Origin of the sequence: Clostridium nigeriense, assembly GCF_900086595.1 — a bacterium.
In the GTDB taxonomy this organism is placed as follows: domain Bacteria; phylum Bacillota; class Clostridia; order Clostridiales; family Clostridiaceae; genus Clostridium; species Clostridium nigeriense.
In genome coordinates, this window is the sequence record NZ_LT575472.1 from 2,632,875 (window position 1) to 2,650,059 (window position 17,185).

Annotated in this window: 16 protein-coding genes; 4 read left to right on the forward strand and 12 right to left on the reverse strand. The window is 26.2% G+C overall.

Features of this window, described 5'->3' with window-relative positions; all coding sequences use genetic code 11:
- Positions 1-61: 61 nt before the first annotated feature.
- The gene (locus BN6774_RS12420) at positions 62-868 is read right to left on the reverse strand and encodes a cation diffusion facilitator family transporter (protein WP_066894227.1); all 807 of its coding nucleotides are present in this window, start codon (positions 866-868) and stop codon (positions 62-64) included.
- Positions 869-1,141: 273 nt separating this feature from the next.
- Positions 1,142-2,860 (reverse strand): methyl-accepting chemotaxis protein, encoded by a 1,719-nt coding sequence (locus BN6774_RS12425; protein ID WP_066894229.1) that lies wholly within the window; start codon positions 2,858-2,860, stop codon positions 1,142-1,144.
- A 250-nt stretch (positions 2,861-3,110) separates the two neighbouring features.
- Between BN6774_RS12425 and BN6774_RS12430 the strand changes: the two genes are divergently transcribed.
- Positions 3,111-4,424 carry a VanW family protein gene (locus BN6774_RS12430; RefSeq protein ID WP_066894232.1) on the forward strand — a complete coding sequence of 438 codons (1,314 nt, stop codon included), beginning with the start codon at positions 3,111-3,113 and terminating at the stop codon, positions 4,422-4,424.
- 57 nt (positions 4,425-4,481) lie between these two features.
- Here BN6774_RS12430 and BN6774_RS12435 read toward each other — a convergent pair whose 3' ends face one another.
- The 5 genes from BN6774_RS12435 to BN6774_RS12455 all read right to left on the reverse strand — a co-directional run bounded on the left by BN6774_RS12435 (position 4,482) and on the right by BN6774_RS12455 (position 10,178).
- Positions 4,482-5,684 (reverse strand): BaiN/RdsA family NAD(P)/FAD-dependent oxidoreductase, encoded by a 1,203-nt coding sequence (locus BN6774_RS12435; protein WP_066894234.1) that lies wholly within the window; start codon positions 5,682-5,684, stop codon positions 4,482-4,484.
- A 126-nt stretch (positions 5,685-5,810) separates the two neighbouring features.
- Positions 5,811-7,466 carry a hypothetical protein gene (locus BN6774_RS12440; protein WP_066894237.1) on the reverse strand — a complete coding sequence of 552 codons (1,656 nt, stop codon included), beginning with the start codon at positions 7,464-7,466 and terminating at the stop codon, positions 5,811-5,813.
- Positions 7,467-7,468: 2 nt separating this feature from the next.
- Positions 7,469-8,251 (reverse strand): ABC transporter ATP-binding protein, encoded by a 783-nt coding sequence (locus tag BN6774_RS12445; protein WP_066894240.1) that lies wholly within the window; start codon positions 8,249-8,251, stop codon positions 7,469-7,471.
- A gap of 64 nt (positions 8,252-8,315) precedes the next feature.
- Entirely contained in the window at positions 8,316-9,290 is a 975-nt protein-coding gene (locus tag BN6774_RS12450; protein WP_084767007.1) for an aromatic acid exporter family protein, read from the reverse strand.
- Positions 9,291-9,302: 12 nt separating this feature from the next.
- Positions 9,303-10,178: a radical SAM/SPASM domain-containing protein gene (locus BN6774_RS12455; RefSeq protein ID WP_066894243.1), complete on the reverse strand. Its 876-nt coding sequence runs from the start codon at positions 10,176-10,178 to the stop codon at positions 9,303-9,305.
- Between the two features lie 113 nt (positions 10,179-10,291).
- On the opposite strand from BN6774_RS12455, the gene BN6774_RS12460 reads away from it, so the two are divergent.
- Entirely contained in the window at positions 10,292-10,834 is a 543-nt protein-coding gene (locus BN6774_RS12460) for a J domain-containing protein (RefSeq protein WP_066894246.1), read from the forward strand.
- A gap of 36 nt (positions 10,835-10,870) precedes the next feature.
- On the opposite strand, the gene BN6774_RS12465 is transcribed toward BN6774_RS12460, so the two are convergent.
- From BN6774_RS12465 to BN6774_RS12475, 3 genes are all read right to left on the reverse strand, one after another.
- Positions 10,871-12,199, reverse strand: a complete 1,329-nt coding sequence (locus tag BN6774_RS12465) for a methyl-accepting chemotaxis protein (protein ID WP_066894249.1) — start codon at positions 12,197-12,199, stop codon at positions 10,871-10,873.
- A gap of 97 nt (positions 12,200-12,296) precedes the next feature.
- Positions 12,297-12,710, reverse strand: coding sequence for a hypothetical protein (locus BN6774_RS12470; protein WP_066894251.1), 414 nt, complete (start codon positions 12,708-12,710; stop codon positions 12,297-12,299).
- A gap of 51 nt (positions 12,711-12,761) precedes the next feature.
- On the reverse strand, positions 12,762-13,106 hold the full coding sequence (locus tag BN6774_RS12475) for a hypothetical protein (protein WP_066894255.1): 345 nt from the start codon (positions 13,104-13,106) through the stop codon (positions 12,762-12,764).
- Between the two features lie 110 nt (positions 13,107-13,216).
- Here BN6774_RS12475 and BN6774_RS12480 point away from each other — a divergent pair, with 110 nt between their 5' ends.
- Positions 13,217-13,639 carry a zinc ribbon domain-containing protein gene (locus tag BN6774_RS12480; RefSeq protein ID WP_066894257.1) on the forward strand — a complete coding sequence of 141 codons (423 nt, stop codon included), beginning with the start codon at positions 13,217-13,219 and terminating at the stop codon, positions 13,637-13,639.
- Between the two features lie 84 nt (positions 13,640-13,723).
- Here the strand turns inward: BN6774_RS12480 and BN6774_RS12485 are convergent, their stop codons facing one another.
- Positions 13,724-14,626 (reverse strand): aldo/keto reductase, encoded by a 903-nt coding sequence (locus BN6774_RS12485; RefSeq protein WP_066894259.1) that lies wholly within the window; start codon positions 14,624-14,626, stop codon positions 13,724-13,726.
- Positions 14,627-14,775: 149 nt separating this feature from the next.
- Here BN6774_RS12485 and yjeM point away from each other — a divergent pair, with 149 nt between their 5' ends.
- Positions 14,776-16,272 carry a glutamate/gamma-aminobutyrate family transporter YjeM gene (gene yjeM / locus BN6774_RS12490; RefSeq protein WP_066894263.1) on the forward strand — a complete coding sequence of 499 codons (1,497 nt, stop codon included), beginning with the start codon at positions 14,776-14,778 and terminating at the stop codon, positions 16,270-16,272.
- A gap of 110 nt (positions 16,273-16,382) precedes the next feature.
- Here the strand turns inward: yjeM and BN6774_RS12495 are convergent, their stop codons facing one another.
- Positions 16,383-17,162: a serine hydrolase gene (locus tag BN6774_RS12495; RefSeq protein ID WP_066894266.1), complete on the reverse strand. Its 780-nt coding sequence runs from the start codon at positions 17,160-17,162 to the stop codon at positions 16,383-16,385.
- Between the last annotated feature and the right edge of the window lie 23 nt (positions 17,163-17,185).

Genomic DNA, 17,185 nt, shown 5'->3' on the forward strand with positions numbered 1-17,185 from the left:
AAAATGCACCTTATACTATAATGCTTCACAGCTTATAATACAAAGTACATTATTAATCACATTATATTGCCCACTTTTTATTTTTTGTAAATGATATGTTTAACCATTTCTTTAAGTCAAAATGATTAGTGTTTTTATCAATAAATTCTCTTACTTTATCCATATCATCTACTGATTTTATTTTAGAATCATTAGAAACTATAAAATCTATTTCTATTCTAAGCTCTCTTCCTACTTTTGCTACTCTTGCTATAGAATCCTCTAATTTATATTCTTCTTCTATTTCTTTGACTAAATTATTTATATCATAATTTATCTCATCATTAGCAGAAGAATAAATAAGTTCTTTAAAAGATTCAATTATTGAAGTTATTGGCATCCTCAAAAATATACTAGAAGATAAGATTACCATACCTGGATCAACATACTTAGATAGATTATTAAATCCAATATACTTAAATAACATTGATATTAAAAAACCTATTAGTACACCTACACTTAACATAGAATCCATAAGCCATTGATTACTTTCTGCTTTTACAATTTCAGAATTAAGATTCTTTGATGATCGCTTCATATATAAGTAAATCCAAGTACATCCAATTGAAGAAATTAAAGCATAACTAAGTGCAAATCCTTCTTCAACACTATTACCACCATTTAAAACTTGTTTAATTGCTGAAACCATGGTTATAGAGCACATTATTAAAAGTACAATAGACTTAATAATAACTATTATTGGCTCCAAATTGTATTTACCAAACGGATAGTTTTTAAAATCTTTCTTGTTAATAAAATTAGTTGTTATAATTGCAAATAGAGCTAGTCCTAAACTTATTAATGAATATAAACCATCAAAACTAATCATTTCTGATTTTATAGCTCATCCCCATGCAATACCCAAAATAGCGAAGAACAATCCACCAACAGCTGAATATCTAAGCATTTTGCTTTCCGCTTTCATAATATCACTCCTTAAAATAAAATCTAATGATATTATTCTACTCTTATATTATCTTTGTCTCAACTCATTAAAGTGGTATATAACTTCAATTAATATGGGTATTTCGTTTTTTCTACTTTATTCCAAAAAGCATAAAAGTACTTTTTCAATAATATATTTATACACAAATTTTGTATTCTATTTAATTTTAAACTTATTTATCTCTCTATTCATTTCATTTGTATTACTACTTAATTCTTCACCTACTTCAGATATTCCTTGAGCCATTATATTTAATTCCTCTGAAAAATTCTTTATTTCTTCTGAAGAATGTGATATTTCATCTAAAAGCTTACTTGCTTTATCAATAGCATCAAATATTACTTCCTTTTCCTCAAGAACACTATCCATTTCGCTATTTACATTAGATATTTCAGGAATTAGTTTAACTATTCTATTTACTATTTCCTTAAAAGATATTATAGAATTATCTATAACCTCAAATTGATTTACTAACTTATTATTCATTATTAAAGATATATCTTTAACCTCATTTCCTTCATTGATAACATTCACTAAAAGATTATTTATATCTAAAGATGAATTTTTTACTTCTTCAGCTAATTTCCTTATTTCATTAGCAACAACGGCAAATCCTTTTCCACTTTCCCCTACTCTAGCAGCTTCAATAGCCGCATTTAATGCCAGAAGATTAGTTTGATCTGCAATCGAATCAATGAATGTAGTGATATCTTTAATTTTACTTAAAGAAGAATACAATCCTTCTAGTTTTTCACTCATATTATAAGTTGAATTCTCTATATCACTTTTAGAGTTTTGTAGCATTATTAAAGATTTATTATTTAAATCTAATTTTTGATTTATTGATACTAATAAATCATTAATTTCATTCATAGATATCTTAACTTTTTCAATTAGATTTCCAAACCCATCTAATAATCTATTAATCTTTTTTGTATCCTCATTTTGAATAAAGATGTTAGAATCAATTTCTTGCAAAGTTGCTGTCACTTCTTCAGAGGCAGCTGCCATTTCCTTACTTGAAGTCGATAATATTTCTATATTATTCAATCCCTTTTCTGATGAATCCATTATTTTTTTTATAACTTGCGTTATTTTCTCTTGTAATTTATTTATATAAATTGCAATTACGGCAATTTCATCTTCTCCCTTAATATTAATTTTACTTGTTAAATTTCCATCTGAAATTGTAACCAATGAATTAATAACTGTTTTCACATTTCTATTTATTGATTTAGAAATTATCCAAGACATAACTGCATAAATTATAAGTAATATTATTGATAATATTGCTAATTGCAGTAAAATAACCTCTTTTATTTTTACTATATTTGTAACATCTGACTTTATTTCTAAAACTGTATTTATTTCATTGTTTGCTACTTTAATTGGATAATATACAATTATATTAGTAGCATTTTTATCTTTAACTGTCTGAGACACTACTTCTCCATTTAAAGCTTTATTTAACTCATTTGTCAAAGGACGTTTTTTCCCAAAATTAAGTGAATTATTTTCTGTATCACTAATTACTTCAATATTTTTTGAATCATTTTTTATCAGTACTGCAGCGTAATTAATATTCTCATTACTTTTTCCATTAATTAAGTCACTTTTAAGCTTTTTATAATCATAGCTACCAGTAGTTCTATCTTTTACAACAGCTTCTATATCAGCTGTTGATATAGCTCCCCTTACATTTTTCCCCTTTGTTAATATATCTCCTTCTATTGAGTTTAAAATCCTATTAAACATTAATACGTTAATAGCTAATAATGCAATCATTGCTACAACTGTTACTGTTACCGTTGCACTAAAGATCTTTTTGCCTATTGTTTTTGTTCTACTTTTTTTATTGTTACATTTTTTAATCATATTTGCCCCCTATGTAAAAATAACTTCTGTTATAATTTTAATCTTTTAGCATCTTTTTGTAAATAATTATATTTTTACTAATAAAAATGTAAAATTTTTATTTCCCAAAAATTTCTTGTAAAAATCAACAAATGAAAAGCATTACATAAGTTGTAATTTTTCCCATTAATTGTTGAAATTATTATATATTCGCGTTAAACTATATATATCCATAAAAGGATAAATTAATTTACAAAGAAAGTTGGTACTTATGGAGAATAACAATCTTAACACTAAAACACCAAAGGAAGTGGTAAAAAGCAATAAAAAAAGTACAATTTTCACCCCAAAGTTCCTTAAAATTACACTTATTATATCCTTAATTTTAATTATTGGAGTAGGCTACTGGTTTTTTAGGAATATTAATTTAATTAATAATTATGCAAACAGAACTTATCCAGGTGCTTATATATTAAGTAAAGATTTATCAGGATTAAATAAAGATGAATTGCATAATACCCTTGTATCTTTAGTAGATAACATAAGTAATAAAGAAGTATCTGTACTAGCTAATGATCAGATTTTTAATATTTCTTATAAGGATTTAGATGCAAATATTAATTATAATGAGCTTGAAGATAAAATTTTAAGCTTTGGGAAAAATGAAGGCTTTTTTAAAAAATTAAAACTAATTAAAAAGCCTGAAAATAGAGAATATGAATTTGAGGTTCTTTTTAATGATGAAAAGCTAACTTCATTTGTATCTAGCATTTCAAATTCAGTAGATGTTTCTCCAATAAATGCATCCATAAATATCTCTGGTGCTGGAATTAATATATCTAATGATTCTACTGGACTTAAATTAAATTCTTCAGCATTGCTAGATAATATTAAAAGTAAAATAAAGGATATGAAGGCTCCTAATGTAGTTGAAATTACTGGAGATGTTGAAGTTGTAGAAGCAAATATTAAAGCTAATGCTTTAGGTACTGTTAATAATAAAATTTCTAGCTTTACAACTCATTATCCAGCTGGTCCAAGCGGTACAAACCTTCAAATAGCTGCTAATAATATTGACAATATAATAGTTATGCCTGGAGAAACATTCTCTACAGAAAAAGCTATAGGTCCAACTACAATAGAAAATGGATTTGTTGAAGCCAATACTTATGTTGCCGGGGAGGTAGTCCCTGGAGTAGGTGGAGGAGTTTGTCAGGTTGCTTCTACTTTATATAATACTATGCTAAGAGCTGGTATTATCCCTACTGAAAGATTAAATCATATGATGAAGGTTTCTTATGTTCCAATTGGTCTTGATGCAACTTTAGCAGATAACCTTATAGATTTAAAATTTGTAAATGAATTTGACTATCCAATAGTTGTTAATTCTTATGCAGGGAACGGAACATTAACTATAGAGTTTTGGTCTAACAATTCAGTTAAAAATGGGATAACCTATGAACCAGTTTCAGTCCCTCTAGGTCCCTTAAGCGCAGATGCTTATTTACATGGATATAATTCTAATGGTGAATTAGTAATTAATCAATATCTTGATAGGAGCACCTATCAACCACTTCCAAATTAAAAAAGGTTGCCATAAAGGCAGCCTTCTTTAATTGAAAAAATTATTTTATATTCTTAATTACTCTTGCATTCCAGCTAAATATCCTGTTGAAAATGCCATTTGAAGATTATATCCCCCTGTTTCAGCATCTATATCTATTACCTCTCCAGCAAAAAATAAATTCTTAATTTTTTTTGATTCCATAGTTGAAGCATTTATCTCTTTGACACTTACACCACCACTTGTTACCATTGCAGCTTTAATAGTAATGGTATCTTCTACTGTTAATTCCATTTCCTTAATATATTCTATTAATTTTATTTCATCTTCTTTTTTTAATTCAGAAACCTTTACTTCATTTAAATTTAAAATGTTTATTATTTCTTTAACAAAATTTTGTGGAAGATATGTTTTTAAATTATTTAATATACTTTTATTATTAGCTCTTATTATTTTAGATAATTCATCCTTTGTAATTTCCGGCAAAAAATCTATTGATATTTTAACGTCATTATCTATTAATAATTTATTTATATATGAAGAAAATTTAAGAACTCCAGGTCCTGATATTCCAAAGTGTGTAAAAATCATATCCCCTTGTCTTTGAATTTTTCTCTTTTTTACATTTGTGCTTATAATTACTTCCTTCATAGCTATACCTTGAAGGTTTTTAATAAATCCTTCTTTAATAACTAATGGTATTAATGCTGGGTAAAAATTATTAATGGTATGCCCATATTTTTTTAATATATCAAACATGCTTCCATCTGATCCTGTTGTAGGATAACTCTTTCCTCCAGTTGTAATTATTACCTTATCCCCAATTATTTCTTTTCCCTCATCAGTAATTACACCTTTAATAATATTATCTTCTATTATTAAATCATTTATCTTAGTGTTATAGTAAATTCTAACATCATTTTTCATTAAATCTCTTTTAAATATTTCAATTACTTCGTCTGCTTTATCACTTTTTGTAAATACCTTTTGATCATATTCAACTTTGTATTCTAAACCTCTACTAGAAAAATAATCTAAAAGGCTAGTGTTAGAAAAGGTATATAAAGCACTATATAAAAACTTCTTATTTGTAACTATTTTTTCAAAAAATTCTTCTATATCTCTATTATTAGTAATATTACATCTACCACCACCGGTAAGCTTTAATTTTTTACCGATTTCATTATTTCTTTCTATTAAAATAACTTCATTATTTTTTGAAGCTGATAATGCTGCCATTATTCCTGCTGGTCCTGCTCCAATAACTATAACTTTTGCCATAATGTATCTCCTTAATTTCTTCTTAATCCTTGAAGTATATTATATACTAAAAATATAATGTGTTAAATAGAAAGGTACTATTGCCAATCTAAAAATGTCAATTAATAAAGAGACTAGATACATATTCTATTTATTTATTAATTTATCTTTAGATATATTAAATGAATATTTCCATAGTAATAAATTAAATATTACTAAAAATACAATATAAATATAGCTTGCTATTTTAATATTACTTACAGCAAAATGAATTCCTAATGCTATTAGTACGGTAAACATATAAAGAATCATAGCTCCCATACTTTCACCACCATTAGTAGCTTCGAATTTTTTAGAAAATGGAAAATATTTCTTTAAAATCATGAAATTTAGTATCATTAAAGAAATCATAACTAAAAATGCTATAATTAAATGAAATATTACTTTAGGTCCAAAAACTATAATATAAATTAAAGAAATAAGTAAATATGGAGTCAATATAAACTTATATATTGTTCCTTTTATTACTCCTCTAAATATTGATGCTATATTTTTTATAGGCGCAATTTCATATATCCATGCTCCCATATATTTTTCTGAGTACCTAATCATAATTAATATATTAGGAATCACTAGTGCAAAAGCATATATAGATAAATATTGTCTAGAGTTCCTTAAAGATTCAAATATTCCCATTGGGTTGTTTCTATCTATTCCAGTAATCATAAATACTATAGGTAAAACCATTCCCAATGCTAAATTGGGATAAATCTTAAGCTTAAACTCTCTTTCAGAGTTCATAATTCCAAGAGAGAAATTAAAAAATGCCCTTTCTGTATTATCTTTACAAAACAAATTATTTATTTTTATAAGATGCTTACCTTTTTCTTTTATATTAGCTTCATTATTATTTAATTTTTGAAGATTTTTTTCAAAAGTTGGCGTAAGTTTTAAGTAAAGACTTATAGATATAATAGGCACAATTAGTGCTAAAATAATCATTATAATCTTAATGCCTGTTATTTTTTCACCTGAAATAATTGATAATGGAGCAGCAAACCACATTGGCGGAATTAATAAATGCCATATTTTTTCATTATAATCTATCTTTGATAAATCAATAATATTAAATAATCTTGGTACAATCTGATATATTACAACCATAAATATACTTAATCCAATTTGTACAAAATTAATTACATCTTTTAATTTTTCTCCATCAAAAAACTTTAATACTAAAAGATAAGCTAAAGCTGTAATAATTATCATAAATATATCTATCAATATAATCTCAATAAAAAATAACAAAAAATAAATTATTCCATATTTTAACGATACTATAAAAGAAACTCCTACTAAGGCTAAAGTCAAATAAGTCATATAAATAAAAACATGGGTTATTTTAGATGCATTTATTGTTCTATTATCTATTCCTTTAGTTGATATAATATTTTTATCTCTCACATCTAAAATAACATAAGAAAAATCAGAAATAAAAATAGTTAAAATCATAAACATTATTATTGAAAAAAATCCAGACATTAAATACATCTTATTTATATCAAAAATAAGCGTAAGTCCAAGAAAAAGGCCAATAAAAGCATACATTAATAAGGCTTTATAAAATTCATTAGAATCTTTATTTTTCTTATTAGCATCATTATTAAAAACAGTTGCCTTTCTTCTTCCATCCATAGTTAGCTTAGTATTTATTATTATTCTAAGCATATCATAATCTACTCCAGCTTTTGTATATAATCCTGATAGCTTATCTAAAATTTTTAATACTTTAAATTCTTTCATAGCTATACCTCTTTTACTACTGAAATAAATTCTTCTGAAAGCTCCTTATATTCATGAAATCCTGTAACTTCATTAAATATATTTTCAAGGGAACTTTCTTTAAAGCTATTTTTTAATTCTTCAAAATTTCCATCAGCAACTATTTCACCATTATTAATTAAAATAATTCTATCACTTATCTTTTCTACTACCTCCATAATATGAGAAGAATAAAAAATCGTCTTACCTTCCTTTGCTAAATTCAATAAAATTTCTTTTATTATCATTACACTATTAGCATCTAATCCACTTAATGGTTCGTCTAAAAATAATATCTCCGGATTATGAATTAAACTAGATATAAGAATCAACTTCTGTTTCATCCCTTTAGAATAGGATGATATTCTTTTTTCATAAGAATCTAAAATTCCTAATATCTCCATGAGTCTTTGTGCTTTATCATTTACCTTATTATAATCTATACCATAAAGCTGACCTATAAAAGTCAAATATTCTTTGCCAGTTAAACTGTCATATATATCAGGTACTTCTGGCACATAACCTATTTTCTTTTTATAGCTTTCATCAATCTTTGAGATATCTTCTCCAAATATTTTTATTTCCCCTGTATATCCAGTAATTAACCCCATTATTAATTTAACAGTTGTGCTTTTTCCTGCTCCATTGGGCCCTATATAACCTATTACACTCCCCCTATTTACTGTTAAATTAATTCCTTTTAGAACATCTTTTTCTCCAAAACTTTTTCTTAAATTTATTAATTCTAATACTTTATTATTTTCCATATCTCCACCCCCATCTTAATTTTACATCTAAATTACTTTATTGTAAATTTAAGGTGATAAATTATTAATTATTACTACTATATAGATTATAGGTTGATACAAAATTTCTTTTTATTCTCAATAAATCTTCCATATCATTTAAAAATTGTAATAACTGAGCCCTATTTTCAAATTCCTCCCTAGTTTTTGGCAATGCCATTTCTTTAAAACCTAACTTTAAAATTTCTAAATTTTCTAGAAGCTCTTTACAATCATTTTCATCTTTTATTTGATCAGCAACATTTTTAGTAAACTTTGATATCATATATGTTTGCTCAAAAGACATATAAAATTTTTCAAAGTGTGATCTTAGCTTTTTAATAATATCAAATTGATTTTTTCTCATATTTATATAATCTAAATAATAAGAGTTACTTTTCATTAAATAATTATTAGAAATCTTATAAGCTCTTTCTAAGCTTTCATTCAATCTCTTTTCTATCTCTCTTATAATTTTTTCTTCATCTCTATCTACAGAACAAGTTAAAAGAGATTTAGACATTTTTGTTAAAATTACTTTATAGCTTTTTTCTATATATTCTTTATCCTTATTAAACTCTGAGTGTAATGAAGGCATAAATAAATTTGCAATTGATGCGATACCAATACCTATTATCATTATTAATAATTCATTTATTATCCAATATAAACCAATATCTGTTGCAACTAACAAGTGAGTAGATAATACCACTGCTGGTACCATACCTTCGGATATCCTTAACCTTGAGGTTAGTGGTATAAACATTAATAAAAATAATCCAAAGGTAATTGGATTTTGTCCTAAGACCTTATACACCATAAAAGATAAAAAGATAGCTATTATACAGGCAAATATTCTATTTCTCCCTATAATTAATGCTTTTTTCTTAGTATCTTGTATGCTTAATATTGCTATAACGGCTGCTACAGATGAAAATTGTACATTTATTAAATTAGCTAAAATCAAAGCAATAGTAGCTGATATAGACATCTTAAAAGCTAAATTATATATATATTTCAAATAACTCCCTCCCTATTTGAAATTTCTTTTTGCGTAACCACACCTTTTACAAAGTTCTTCTACTGCACGTCTCCTTGAAAATCCATCATATATGTCTTTTGCTCTTTTAGAATTAATAATTTCTTCTAAATCTTGATTAAATATATTTCCTAAAGATATATTTCCTTCACTATCTAAACAACAAGGCACTACTGTTCCATCTAGTAATATCCCTATTTGATCTCTAAGTCCATGACAAAATACTTCATCACTTATTAAGGAAATACTTGAATCTGGCCAGCTAAACTTTTCAGCCATATTTAAATATATTCTTTCTTTTAGTTTTATTCCTCTTTTTTCTTTAAAAGCTTCTAATAAAGAAAACTCTATATCAAGTTTATCTTCAATTGTTTTTATAATTTTTAGATTCAAATCATTATTGGCCTTTAGTTCTTCTGTATCCATGTTCCAAAGTCTAAGAGCACATATTATTTTTGATTTTTCATTTGCCTCTTTAATAAATTCTAATACATTGTCTAAATATTCATAGAAATCTATATCATTATCATTTGCTTCAAAGCTATGGAGAGATATATTTATTTGCCTAATAGCTTCTGAATTAATTAAAACTTCTTTTACTTTATTTATTAAAGTTCCATTACTTGTAATATTAACATTTATATTTGCTTCTTTTGAGATTTTAAGAAAACTTTCTAAATTTTTATTTAAAAATGGTTCTCCCATAAGATGAAGATATATGTGATTTGTATATCCATCTATTTTATTAATTACTTCTTTAAAACTTTCTGTACTCATAAACCCTAATTTTCTATTTGTTTTAGGGCAAAAATTGCAACTTAAATTACATATATTAGTTGTCTCTATGTATATTTTCTTAAATCTTGTCATAATCTATCTCCTTTTTTTACTTTTATAAAATTAATTTATCATATTATATTCATTCTTCCAATATATTAAATATTATGAAGTAATTAATTAAATTATAAAGGATGTGAAATATAGTGGATCCATATAAGGTTTTAGGAATATCTCCTACTGCTTCTAATGATGAAATTAAAAGAGCTTATAAAAATATATTAGAAGAATATTCCCTAGGAAATTCTTCTATCGATACTCGCCCTTTAGCAGAAGATGTCATTAAAGATGCTAATATGGCTTATGACATTTTAACAAATGGTGCTGTCTATAAAGAAATTAGATCTTATATAGATAGTAATAATATTGCTATCGCAGAAAGTAAATTAAATCTTTTAGACTTAAAAAATTCAGCTGAATGGAATTATTTAATGGGTTTTGTTTACTTTAAGAAAGGTTGGTTCGATATTGGTGTTCAGCACATAGTAAAGTCTATAGAGTTAGATCCAGGAAATAAAGAATATGAAGATACTTTAACTACTCTTAGAAATCGCTCTGGAGATATTATAAACTATTATAAACAAAATAATTATCAAAACCCTCAACAACCTAATCAAGGTAATCAACCACAACAAAATAATATGAATATGTGTGGTGGTGGAAATAATATGGGTGGCGGAATGTGCTAAAATAAAATAGAGACAGTAGTTTACTGTCTCTATTTTTTAATATATATTGAAATTGTCTACTATTTCATTCATATTAGCTGTTTTTATAGCTAGATTATGCGAACTTTTTGCAACCATATTAGCATTACTCTTCAGTTCTTCAGCTGAAGATAAAACTTCTTCTGCCGATGCTGCTATTTCTTCTGATAAAGCCGAAACTTCTTGTACAGTTTCTATTAATACGCTTTTATTTTCATCAACTTTAACAAAAGAATTATTAATATCCTTTATTTTAGGATTAACAATTTTTATTGAATCTGAAATACTATTAAATGAATTTATTGTTTCTTGAACAACTTCTCTTTGATTTACTACTTCCTTCCCCATATCTTCTGTTTCATCCGTAATCAATTTCATATTGTTTATTATGTTATTTAGTATTGTATATATATTATTTGAAGCTTCCTTTGATGTTTCCGCTAATGATCTTACTTCATCAGCAACTACTGCAAAACCTTTTCCGGCCTCGCCTACTCTTGCAGCTTCAATAGCTGCATTTAATGCAAGTAAATTAGTTTGATCAGCTATATCATCAATTAGAACAAAAATATTCTTCACAGTATCTATATCGTTATTCATAGCCTTAATGCTACGAATAAATTCACTAAACTTTTTATCAAATTGATTAATAGATTCTATTAAATTAAGCATGTCCTCATTACTTTTTTCGGAATCCTTATCTATACCTTCCGAAACAGACTTTATGCCTTTAATATTTAAATCTGCCTCTTTTATACTTTCTCCTAAATTCTCTACTATATGAATTATATTTGAAATTTCATTGGATTGCTTTTCAGTCCCCTTAGCTACTTCATTCATAGCTAAATAAATATTCTCTGTTGAAGTATTTAATACTTCAGAAATGTATGCTAAATTTGCCGAGTCTTCTAATGTATCATTTGACTGTTCCATAACTCCATTAATAGTACTGGCTACTGATTTTCTTGCTTCTTCTACAGATTTACATATACCTCCAATTTCATCCTCCCTATTAATATACTTTTCATTAAAAGTGTTTTGTAGGTTTCCTTTAGCAAACTCATCCATGTTATTCTTAATAACATCTAGCATCCTTGCTAAATTCCTAAAAATTCTTTTTATAATAATAAAACTGATAACAATAATAAAAATAGAAGATACTATCAACCAAATCCTTAAATTATTTAAATAATTAAATGTTGAGGAATTTGATATAGCCTTGGCATTAATTTTATCTAATCCTTGATTTGCAAAAAAATAAGCTCCTGAAGACGTTATCAATAAAGTGGAAATAATTATACCCATTAAATATATAACTACCTTATTTGTAATTTTTTTATTATCCATTCCCTTCCCCCCCTATATATACTCATCCTTATAATATCATATTTTGAATTATTTGTAAAAACAAAAAAATCACCATATATTTGGTGATTTTTTGTTTTTATTCTAATTGAGTAATTAATCTTCTCATTACGTCCTTTAATTTTCCTTCTCCAGTTTCCTCATTTACCCCCGCTATTATTACTCTTATATCATTATCTGATAAATCCCATTTATAAGCTTTAACATCTATTAAAGATTCCTCTGGTAATATTTCTTCCATATCTGTCGCAAGTTCTTCTGCTAGGCTCATATATTCTTCAAACAAATCATCTTCACTTAAATCATCAATATTGTAATCATCTTTAATTATCTCATTTAACACCTCTATTGATATACTTAAATTATATGCAAAAGTGTCTTCTCTTTTTGTTCCCTTACTCATATCCTTTAATACATTAAACTCAGTATTATCTTCTATTTCCTTCTTTATTTCTTCTGTGTCAACTACTCTTTTTCCAAAAGCTATGTACATATTTACCTCCAAATTATAATTAATATTACAAAATATTTTTATATTAATTCATTACTTACTTAATTTGATACCATTATTATTTCCATTTAAATTAAATATACTATTATATATTTCATCAAATCCATCATCTTGCATATTAACTTCTTCATTATCATTAATATAAAATTTATCCATAGTGGATATAATTAGTTCAAATTTATTTAAGTTATTTTCTTCTAATAATATATTAAAAAGATAAGCTAAATGACTTTCCATATATTTTTGAACTTTCTTAAGTTCATCATCACTTATTTTTCCATCCTCATATAATTTTTTTATTGGTCCATTCCTAAAAGTAAAATAGCTTGAAGCTTTTGTTATTCTACTTATATAATCTTTTGGAACATTATTCTTCATAATTTCACTCCTTATACTTATATATTTTATAAAAATATAATATTATCTTCATTGATAGGATATCACCTTTGTACTATAATATATTTAATATATTTTACAGAGGTGTTAGCATGAATTTTTTAAAAGGTATTTATGGAGTTGATTTATTATCCATAATATTAATATTTTTATCTTCATTATTTAATTTATCTAAATATACATGGTTTATTGGTACTGCACTTATTATAATCTCATTATATAGAATATTTTCTAGAAATATTTATAAGAGACAAGCTGAAAATAATGCATTAATTTCATTTTTAAATAAGTTTCTATCAAGATTTGGAGTAAGAATTCCTTATAATTCTCAACCAATAGATTTTACTAGTTTTTCATATGCCTTTAAAGTTTTAAAAAATAACTTAAATGAAAAGAAAAACTATAAAATAACTAAATGTCCTAATTGTGGCCAAAAACTAAGACTTCCACGAAAAAAAGGAAAAATAGTTGTTACATGCAAACGTTGCTCTCATAAATTTGATTTTAGAACATAATTACTGTTTTTTATTAAGGGGCCATCTATTGAGCCCCCTTTTTTAATTATTTAATAATAGGTTATATCTGATCTTAATTATATCTTAGGGAATATCTACTCCTCTTGAAGCTACATAAATTTCAAACCATTGATCCCTAGTTAATAATATATCTGTAGCTCTTACTGCTGATTTTATCCTATCTATCTTACCTGATCCAACTATTGGCATTATTTTGCTTGGATGCATTAATAACCATGCATATGCTACTTCATCTATATCTTCTGCTCCAACTTCATCTTTTATTTTATTTAATACTTCCTTAACTCTTAAAGCTTTTTCCTCTTCTCCACTAAAAATTCTTCCTCCTGCAAGTGGCGACCAAGCCATTGGCTTTACTCTTTTTTGAAGCATTAAATCTAAAGTCCCATCTTCAAAAGAGTTTAAACATAAAGGAGAAATTTCAATTTGATTAGTTACAAGTTCCTCTTCTAGATATGAGTTTAACATATTAAATTGAGATGGTAAAAAATTAGAAACACCAAAATATCTAACTTTCCCATCTTTTTTAAGTTTTGAAAAGGCTTCAGCAACTTCTTCTGGATTTAATAAAGCATCTACTCTGTGTATTAATAATACATCTAGATAATCCGTATTAAAATTTTTTAAAGATCTTTCAGCAGACTTAATTATATGTTCTTTACTTGTATCATAACAATGAGATTTATTTTCTGGTCTATTTTCAGATGGAAACTTTATCCCACACTTTGTCACTATCTGAAGCTTTTCTCTTAAGCCTTTTTTTAACTTTAAAGCCTCACCAAACTTCTCTTCACAGCAAAAGTTACCATATATATCTGCATGATCAACTGTTGTTACCCCTAAATCATATGTTTCTTCGATTAAATTTAATATCTCATTACTATTTAAATTCCAATCCATTAATCTCCAATACCCATGTATAATTCTTGAAAGCTCTAAATCATCTTTAATTTTAATTCTTTCCATTTTAATCCTCCCTATCTTCTAAATATTTTTATTATATCATAAATTTATTCTCTTAATTAAATTATCTAGTTTTACTTGGTTAAACTTCCCTTAATAATTAAGGAAAATATGAGCAAAATAAACTATAAACTTGTAAAGGAGGATTAATAATGTCTAATAAAAATAATACTGATAAATTAACATTGTCAGCTCTTATATTAATGATTTTTACATCTGTATATGGATTTAATAATATTCCTAGAGCATTTTACTTAATGGGATATTCTGCAATACCTTGGTACATTTTTTCAGCAATATTTTTCTTTATCCCTTATGCCTTTATGATGGCAGAATTCGGGGCAGCCTTTAGAAAAGAAACTGGAGGTATTTATACTTGGATGGACAAATCTATTGGTCCTAAATATGCCTTTGTAGGAACATTTATGTGGTATAGCTCCTATTTAATTTGGATGGTTAATGTATCTTCATCTATTTGGGTACCATTATCAAATTTAATCTTTGGAAAAGATATAACTTCATCGTGGTCTTTATTCGGTTTAAATGCTCCAAGAACCTTAGGGATTTTAGGAATAATTTTTGTAATATTAATAACCTATATATCTTCTAAAGGTTTAAAAGGAATAGCTAAAGTAGCTTCTATTGGTGGTATATTTGTTACAAGTGCAAATTTAGTTTTACTAATAGGTGGATTAATAGTATTGTTCACAAATAATTTTAAATTAGCTCAACCTATAACTGCAAGTGCCTTTATGGTATCACCTAACCCTTTCTATCAAACTCCACTTGGAATATTAGGATTTTTGGTCTTTGCTTTATTTGCATATGGCGGTTTAGAAGTTGTAGGAGGATTAGTTGACTCAACTGAAAATCCTAAAGTAACCTTTCCTAAAGGTATTAAAATTGCTGCAATTGTTATTGCAATAGGATATTCATTAGCAATTTTATTTGTAGGATTCTTTATAAACTGGACTGAAGTTTTAACTGGATCAGAGGTTAATATGGCTAACGTATCTTACATAGTCATTAAAAACTTAGGTATTGAAATTGGAAAGGCTCTTAACCTTTCACAAAGTACTATAGACCTTTTAGGATCATTATTTGCAAGATATATTGGGCTTTCAATGTTTCTAGCATTATTAGGTGCATTCTTTACCTTGGCATATTCTCCACTTAAACAATTAATTGAAGGTACTCCATCTGGTATATGGCCAAAATCCTGGAATGAAAAAGATGAAAACAATATGCATAAAAATGCTATGTGGGTACAATGTATTATAGTAGTAGCAATTATTCTTATATCTTCCTTTGGCGGAAAAAGTGCAAGCGTATTTTTAAATTACTTAGTTCTAATGGGAAATGTTGCAATGACTATTCCTTATATGTTTTTATCCTATGCTTTTATTAGTTTTAAGAAAAAGAAGGAAATACAAAAGCCTTTTGAAATCTATAAAAGCACAAAACTTGCAACTGTAGCTGCTATTATAGTTACTTTAACAGTTGGCTTTGCTAATGTATTTACAATATTGCAACCTGCCTTAGAAACAAAAGACTATATATCAACTATATTTCAAATTGCTGGTCCTATTATCTTTGGAGTTATTGCAATATTACTATATTCTTCTTATGAAAAGAAAATTTCTAATTAAAAACATTATAACTGTAATAAAATTGAATTATTAACATAAAAATAAGGATTCAAGTTTGAATCCTTATTTTTATATACTTATCTAATTTTTATTAAAGACTAAATATACTTTTAGTTCCAATTATTCATAACTTCATCCCACATCATTTTGCCGCATTTAGCAAGGGTTACTGTTCCATATACACTGTTAGGTATTCCCATAGATAAAACTGTAAATGAAAAGTTCCCCTTTGACAATCTGATTAACTCAGTATCATTTTCAACTCCATTTTTATCACCAGTTTTACTAGAAATTTCATATTTTAAATCATCCGGAATATACAAGGCTAATTTATTTTTTATTTGTTGCCTCATTAATATATCTATTAACATTTGGCTATTTTCTTTATTTAAATATGTTCCATTATATAAGTGTTTCCATATTTGAGCAAGATCATAAGCTGATGTCATATTTTCTATTTCATCTTTACAATTTCTTTCATCAGTAGTTTTTCTATTTAATACAGTATTTTTTAATCCCATAGCTCTTATATCATTATTAATATTTTCCATACCTAGTATATCAATTATTTTATTCGCAGCTGTATTGTCACTTTGAATTAACATTGCAACTAATAGTTCAAAAAGCGTGTACTCTCTTTCATTAAATTCATGAATTATTCCTGTACCATAAACCTTATCCTTACCATCTATTTTAATTTTATCTAAGAAGTCTATCTTCTTATCCTGTACAGATTTGATCAATGAAACAGCTATAGGTAATTTCATACAACCTGCTGCAATCATTTGAACGTTTTCATTGTAAGCATAAATATAACCGCTCTTTAAATCCTCGAAAAAGAATCCATATGTTCCAATCCTTGATTCTAAATATTTCTTTATCTCTTTCATAATACCCTCCAGCTTTCTTACTG